Source organism: Streptomyces sp. NPDC059534, assembly GCF_042743475.1.
Classification (GTDB): Bacteria; Actinomycetota; Actinomycetes; order Streptomycetales; family Streptomycetaceae; genus Streptomyces.
Window position 1 is genome coordinate 1 of sequence record NZ_JBHWAQ010000095.1, and the last position, 6148, is coordinate 6148.

4 protein-coding genes are annotated in these 6148 nt (G+C 71.5%); all 4 read right to left on the reverse strand.

Annotated elements, in window-relative coordinates; genetic code table 11:
• Positions 1 to 119: 119 nt before the first annotated feature.
• Positions 120 to 1556: a UDP-glucose dehydrogenase family protein gene (locus ACFVZH_RS39700; RefSeq protein ID WP_384905442.1), complete on the reverse strand. Its 1437-nt coding sequence runs from the start codon at positions 1554 to 1556 to the stop codon at positions 120 to 122.
• 47 nt (positions 1557 to 1603) lie between these two features.
• A complete protein-coding gene (gene galE / locus ACFVZH_RS39705) occupies positions 1604 to 2626 on the reverse strand; it encodes a UDP-glucose 4-epimerase GalE (RefSeq protein ID WP_384905444.1) in 1023 nt (340 codons plus the stop codon).
• 34 nt (positions 2627 to 2660) lie between these two features.
• A complete protein-coding gene (locus ACFVZH_RS39710) occupies positions 2661 to 4550 on the reverse strand; it encodes a glycosyltransferase family 2 protein (protein ID WP_384905446.1) in 1890 nt (629 codons plus the stop codon).
• A 108-nt stretch (positions 4551 to 4658) separates the two neighbouring features.
• Positions 4659 to 5753, reverse strand: a complete 1095-nt coding sequence (locus tag ACFVZH_RS39715; protein ID WP_384905448.1) for a UDP-glucuronic acid decarboxylase family protein — start codon at positions 5751 to 5753, stop codon at positions 4659 to 4661.
• Positions 5754 to 6148 lie beyond the last annotated feature (395 nt).

Sequence of the window (6148 nt, forward strand, 5' to 3'; positions counted from 1 at the left end):
TTTTTATACCACAATGTTCCCCACGCGCCCGCCCTCGGCGCCGGGACGGCCCAGCACGCCCCCCCCCCCGCCCGGTCCAGGACCGGGCGGGCGGGGCGGCGTCGGCGTGCCGGTGCGGTCTAGGCCCTGCCGGTCGGCAGCGCCGGGGACAGGAGGGTGGTGTGGTCCGCCTCGACGGCCGGCGAGGCGATCGTGGCCCGCAGCGGCTGCCCGGCCCGAGCGGCCGGCGGCCGGTCCGCCGGCGCGGGACGGCCGAGTGCCTTGACGGTCCAGCCGGCGGCCCGCCACTCGTCGTGCGGTAGCGCGTTGCGCGCGTCGACGAGGACTGACGTGCGGACCACCCGGGCCAGCTTCACCGGGTCCAGCTCGCGGTACTGCCCCCACTCGGTGAGGTGCAGAACGAGCTCCGCTCCCCGGCAGGCCGTCAGAAGGTCGGCCTCGCAGCGCAGTTCCGGGTGGGAGCGGCGCGCGTTCGCGGTGCCCTCCGGGTCGTGCACCCGGACGTGGGCGCCCTGTCGGTGCAGCGCCGCCGCCACCGCCAGCGCCGGCGAGTCGCGCACGTCGTCGCTGTTCGGCTTGAAGGTGGCGCCCAGGACGGTCACGCGGCGGTCGGTCAGATCGCCCCCGGCCAGCTGACGCGCGAGTTCGACGGTCCGCGTCCGCTGCCGTTCGTTGATCTCGTCGACCTGGTCCAGGAAGGCCACCGCGGGGCCGACGCCGAGCTCCTGGGCGCGGGCGGTGAACGCCCGGATGTCCTTGGGCAGGCAGCCGCCGCCGAAGCCGAGGCCGGCGTTGAGGAACCGCCGGCCGATCCGGGTGTCGTGGCCGAGGGCGTCGGCGAGGGTGACCACGTCCGCTCCCGCGGCGTCGCAGACCTCGGCCATCGCGTTGATGAAGGAGATCTTCGTGGCGAGGAAGGAGTTGGCCGCCACCTTCACGAGCTCGGCCGTGCTCGGGTCGGTGCCGATGTACGGGACGCCCGCGTCCAGGATCGGGGCGTACAGCCGGCGCAGCGTCTCGTCCGACTCCCGGCCGACCGTGCCGACGACGATCCGGTCCGGCCGCAAGGTGTCCTCGACCGCGAAGCCCTCGCGCAGGAACTCGGGGTTCCACGCCACATCGGCCCGTACGCCCGGTGGGACGAGCCCCGCGATGCGGGCGGTCAGGCGCGCGGTGGTGCCCACCGGCACGGTCGACTTGCCGACCACCAGACACGAGGCCGGCAGATGCGGCACGAGCCCGTCGACGACGGCGTCGACGTACCGCAGGTCGGCCGCGTGGGAGCCGGCCTGCTGCGGAGTGCCCACGCAGATGAAGTGGACCTCGCCGTGCGCCGCCGCCTCGCGCAGGCTGGTGCCGAAGCGCAGTCGTCCGGAGGCGAGGGCGCGGGTGAGGACTTCGTCGAAGCCGGGTTCGTAGAAGGGGGGCCGGCCTTCGGCGAGGGCCGCGATCTTCTCGGCGTCGACGTCGACGCCGAGGACGTCGTGTCCGATGTCGGCCATGCACGCGGCGTGCACAGCTCCGAGGTAGCCCGTTCCGATGACGGTCAACCGCATGCGGTGTTCTCCTGTCTGAACGTGGGTGAGGTGTACGACGCGACGGGTCAGGGCGTGTAGCCGTACGGGTTCTGCTGCTGGAAGTTCCATGCGTCACGGCACATGGCGGCCAGGTCGCGCCGTGCGGTCCAGTTCCAGGCCGAGGCGACCTTCGAGGGGTCGGCGACGAGCTCGGCGACGTCGCCGGGGCGGCGTGCGGTGACGCGGTGCGGGATCGGCTGCCCCGACGCCTCCTCGAAGGTGCGCACGAGCTCCAGGACGGACGCGCCGCGCCCGGTCCCGAGGTTGAAGACCCGCATGCCCGGCTCGTCGTCGATGTGGTCCAGGGCGGTGCGGTGCCCCTCGGCGACGTCGACCACGTGGACGTAGTCGCGGATCCCGGTGCCGTCGGGGGTGGGGAAGTCGTCGCCGAAGACGCTGAGTTCGTCGCGGCGGCCCACGGCGATCTGGGTGAGGAACGGCATGATGTTGTTCGGCACGCCGCTCGGGTCCTCGCCGAGGAGCCCGGTGGGGTGGGCGCCGGCCGGGTTGAAGTACCGCAGGGCCAGCACCCGGAGCTCGGGCACGTGCCGGCAGACGTCCGCGAGGATCCGCTCGCAGGTCCACTTGGTGGTGGCGTACGGGTTGGTCGGCGCCGCCGGCGACTCCTCGGTCAGCGGGACGGTCGTGACGTCGCCGTAGATCGAGCAGGAGGACGAGAACACCAACCGATGCACGCCGTGGTCGTGCATGGCCGAGACCAGGGCCGTCGTGCCGCCGACATTGATGTCGTAGTACGCGAGCGGGATCCGCACCGACTCGCCGACGGCCTTCTTCGCGGCGAAGTGGATCACCGCCTCGATCGGGTGGCTCGTGAAGACGGTGTCGAGTGCCCGCCGGTCGCGTACGTCCGCGACGTGAGCCGCCGCGATGGGGCGGCCCGCGATCTTCGCGACCCGTTCGAGGACCTCGGGCGAGCTGTTGGAGTGGTCATCGAGCACGACGACCTCGTGGCCGGCACGGAGGAGCTCGACACAGGTGTGGCTGCCGATGAAACCGGCGCCGCCGGTGACCAGGACGGTCTGGGGCACGGGAACCTCATTTCTCGATCGGTCGCAGGGACCGTCACCAGGCGTAGAAGCCGGTGAGGTAGGTGGGGAAGACGACGGCCGCGAGCCCCAGCGGGAACAGCGACAACAGGCCCGCGAGGAGCGGCAGTGCGGCCGTGCGCAGCGCACGGACGGCGGGGACGCCGGTGGCTCGCGCGGTCTCCTTGACGTGCAGCGTGCCGATCGCCAGCGTCACCGCGGTGTACGAGGCGGAGCCGAGGAGGCAGAGGAAGACGTAGCCGACGGCGGGGCCGGTGAACTGGCCGACGAGGGCCGAGCCCGACAGGAAGACCGTGATGAGCAGGTACGGGGCGACGGCGCGCAGCGGAAGCGGCTCCAGGCCGTCGCGCCTCTTCGGGGTGACCTTGAAGGTGATCTGGCGGGGTCGCAGCTTCTGGATCACCGCGGCCAGCACGCCCCAGGCCACGTACGGCCACCGGGAGAGGCCGAAGAGCCAGATCTCCCAGCTGAAGATCGGGGCGTCCTTGGGGCGCAGCAGGCCCCGGCGGCGGCAGAGCAGCGTCAGCAGGATCAGCCAGACGGACATGCTCCAGAAGTGCGCCAGGAAGCCGAAGTAGTTGACGTCGATCCAGGGAGCGCCGGTGATCGCGGCGATCGGCGGCAGCAGGATGCCCATGACCGTGGCGCCGGCGAGCAGCGGGTAGTACATCAGCGCCGCGGCGAAGCGCACCCGGAGCTTCAGGGGCATCCGGCCCAGGTGGCGCGGCAGCATGCCCAGGAGCATGACGGCCAGGCTGCGGGACCACTGGAACTCCTGGGTGATCATCGCGCCGAAGGTGAGGGGACCTTCGCCGTGCGCGTCCGCGTCGATGGCGAACGCGCCCTCCCAGCCGGCCGAGGTCAGCAGGAACGAGGTGGAGAAGTCCTCGGCGAGCTCGGGGCCCAGACCTCCGATGTCCCGCAGCGCCTGCGTCCGGACGGCATAGTGCGAGCCGATGCAGACCGGGGCGAGGCCGGCGGAGTGGCCCAACTGCACGGGCCCGTGGAACATGGCCTCGCGGTGCAGCCGGCCGCGGGCCGCCCAGGACTCGTCGGCGTTGGAGTCGCAGACGCTGGGGGCCGCGACGTAACCGACGGCAGGGTCGGCGAAGGGGCGGACGACCTCGGCGAGGTACGTGGGCCCGGGGACGTGGTCGCAGTCGAGTTGGGCGACCACGTCGTACCGGTCGTAGCCCCAGTGGTCGTAGAAGAAGGCGAGGTTGCCCTCCTTGCACCGCGTGCGCCGGGGCCAGTCGGCCCGGTGATAGTCGGCGCGACCACGTCGGCAGGAGACGTTCACGGCATGGGTGCGGCACCAGTCGAGGATCTCCTCGGTGGGGTCCTCGTCGCAGAGCCAGACGTCGTAGGTGTGCGGGAAGTCCTGGGTGACCATGGCCTCCAGGGTGCGGCGGGCGATGTCCCAGCCCTCGGACGGGGCGCGGGTGACCACGAACGCGGTGCGGAGCAGGGGCACCTTGACGGCCGGGTCGAAGCGGCGCATCCGCAGCAGCGCGATGAGAAAGTGCACCGGCAGATAGGTCAGGTACAGCAGGAGGGCGCTGTTGACGATCAGGCCCGTCCAGCCGATGCGGTGGGACGGTTCGAGCCACCAGACCCAGAACCAGACCAGGCAGGCCACCCAGCCGAGGGACAGCAGCGCGACGACGAAGCGGTCGGAGCGCGAGAACGCCCGGACGAAGTGGGACGGGAGGGTGGTGAATCCGTGTGCCGGGCGCGCGAGGACGGGGCCGTCCGGGCCGATGGAGGCCACCGCGCCGTTCGACAGGGCGTGGATCTCCGCGCCCAGCGCCTCCCACTCCGCCGGCGAGCCGGGAGCCGGTGAGAGGAGCGGGGGTTCCTGGACGGTGCCGGTCCCGTGGGCGGGACCTTGCTCCAACGACGTCATGGCAGCAGGTTCTCCAGGCGGTGCGACAGGGTGAGGGGCCCGGGGGAGGAGGCCCGAAGGACTCGGGGCCGCGGCGGGACCGGTGGGAGGCCCGCCGCGGCGTGTGGATCAGCCACCCGCGACGGTGGCCCCGGGCGCGGCCGCCGCGACGCCGGTGGCGGCGCCGGCCGGGCCGGGGATCGACTGCGGCGTGAGGGGCGCCGGCGTCGCCGCGGCCAGCGGGACCGTCTCGTCCTGGCTCCCGCGGATCGACGCGGCCGAGGCGGCGAGGCGATCCGCGTGGGCGCCGAAGTACGCGACGGTGCGACGCAGGCCCTCGTCGATGTCGATCTCCGGCTCCCAGCCCAGTACCTCGCGGGCGCGGGTGATGACCGGACGGCGGCGGACCGGGTCGTCGACGGGCAGCGGGTGGTGCTTCACCTCGGAGGACGAGCCGGTCATCTCCAGCACGATGCCGGCGAGTTCGGAGACGGTGCGCTCGACCGGGTTCCCGAGGTTGAAGGGTCCCAGTTCGGAGGAGTCGAGGAGCGCGACCAGGCCGCGGACCAGGTCGTCGACGTAGCAGAAGCTTCGGGTCTGCCCGCCGTCGCCGTAGATGGTGAGCGGTTCGCCGGTCAGAGCCTGGGTGATGAAGCTGGACACCACACGACCGTCGTGCGGGCGCATGCGGGGGCCGTAGGTGTTGAAGATCCGGGCGATGCCGACGTCGACTCCGTGCGTACGGCGGTACGCGGCGGAGACCGCCTCGGCGTATCGTTTCGCCTCGTCGTAAACGCTGCGCGGGCCGATGGAGTTGACGTTGCCCCAGTACGACTCCTCCTGCGGGTGGACCAGCGGATCGCCGTAGATCTCGCTCGTCGACGCGAGGATGAAGCGCGCGTTGTGACGCAGGGCCAGCCGAAGGGCGTTCTCGGTGCCGCGGCTCCCGACCGCGAGCGTCTCCAGCGGCTGGCGCAGATAGTCGGGAGGAGAGGCCGGGGAGGCCAGGTGGGCGACGGCGTCGACGTGGCCGGCGACCTGCACGGACACGCTCACGTCGGCGTGTTGGAACTCGAAGGCCGGGTGGGCCAGGAGAGGAGCGATGTTCGCGGGGTCGCCCGTCGAGAAATTGTCGAGGCACACCACGGAGTCCCCGCGCCGCAGAAGCGCCTCGCACAGGTGTGACCCAAGGAAACCACCGCCACCGGTTACGGCAACGCGCATGTGTTCTCCAGGAATGAGAAGCGGAAAAACGTCGAGATCCGCTTGCACGGACAATCGAATGACGGAATGACCTGACGATCCGAAAACAGGGCCATCCCGGAAGACGCAGGTCGAGAGTATGGGCATACGTAGTCATTTTTGCGGAGGCAATTCGGCGACTGGGCTGATCGGCGGTCGACTTACGGGGGAGCAGGCAGCTCCACCACCTAGTTCGCGGCTATGCCGCATGTCGAACGGCGTAATCACACGGTGTCACCCGCACGTGTCTGACTCGGTGTGCGAGGCCACCCTCGGATGGAACCGTGGCCGGCGAGGCCGGAGGGCTCACTCCCCGGACGGCGACGCCCCAATACCGGAGGGCCGCCACAGCCAGTGGGGCCCCTCCGGTATTGGGG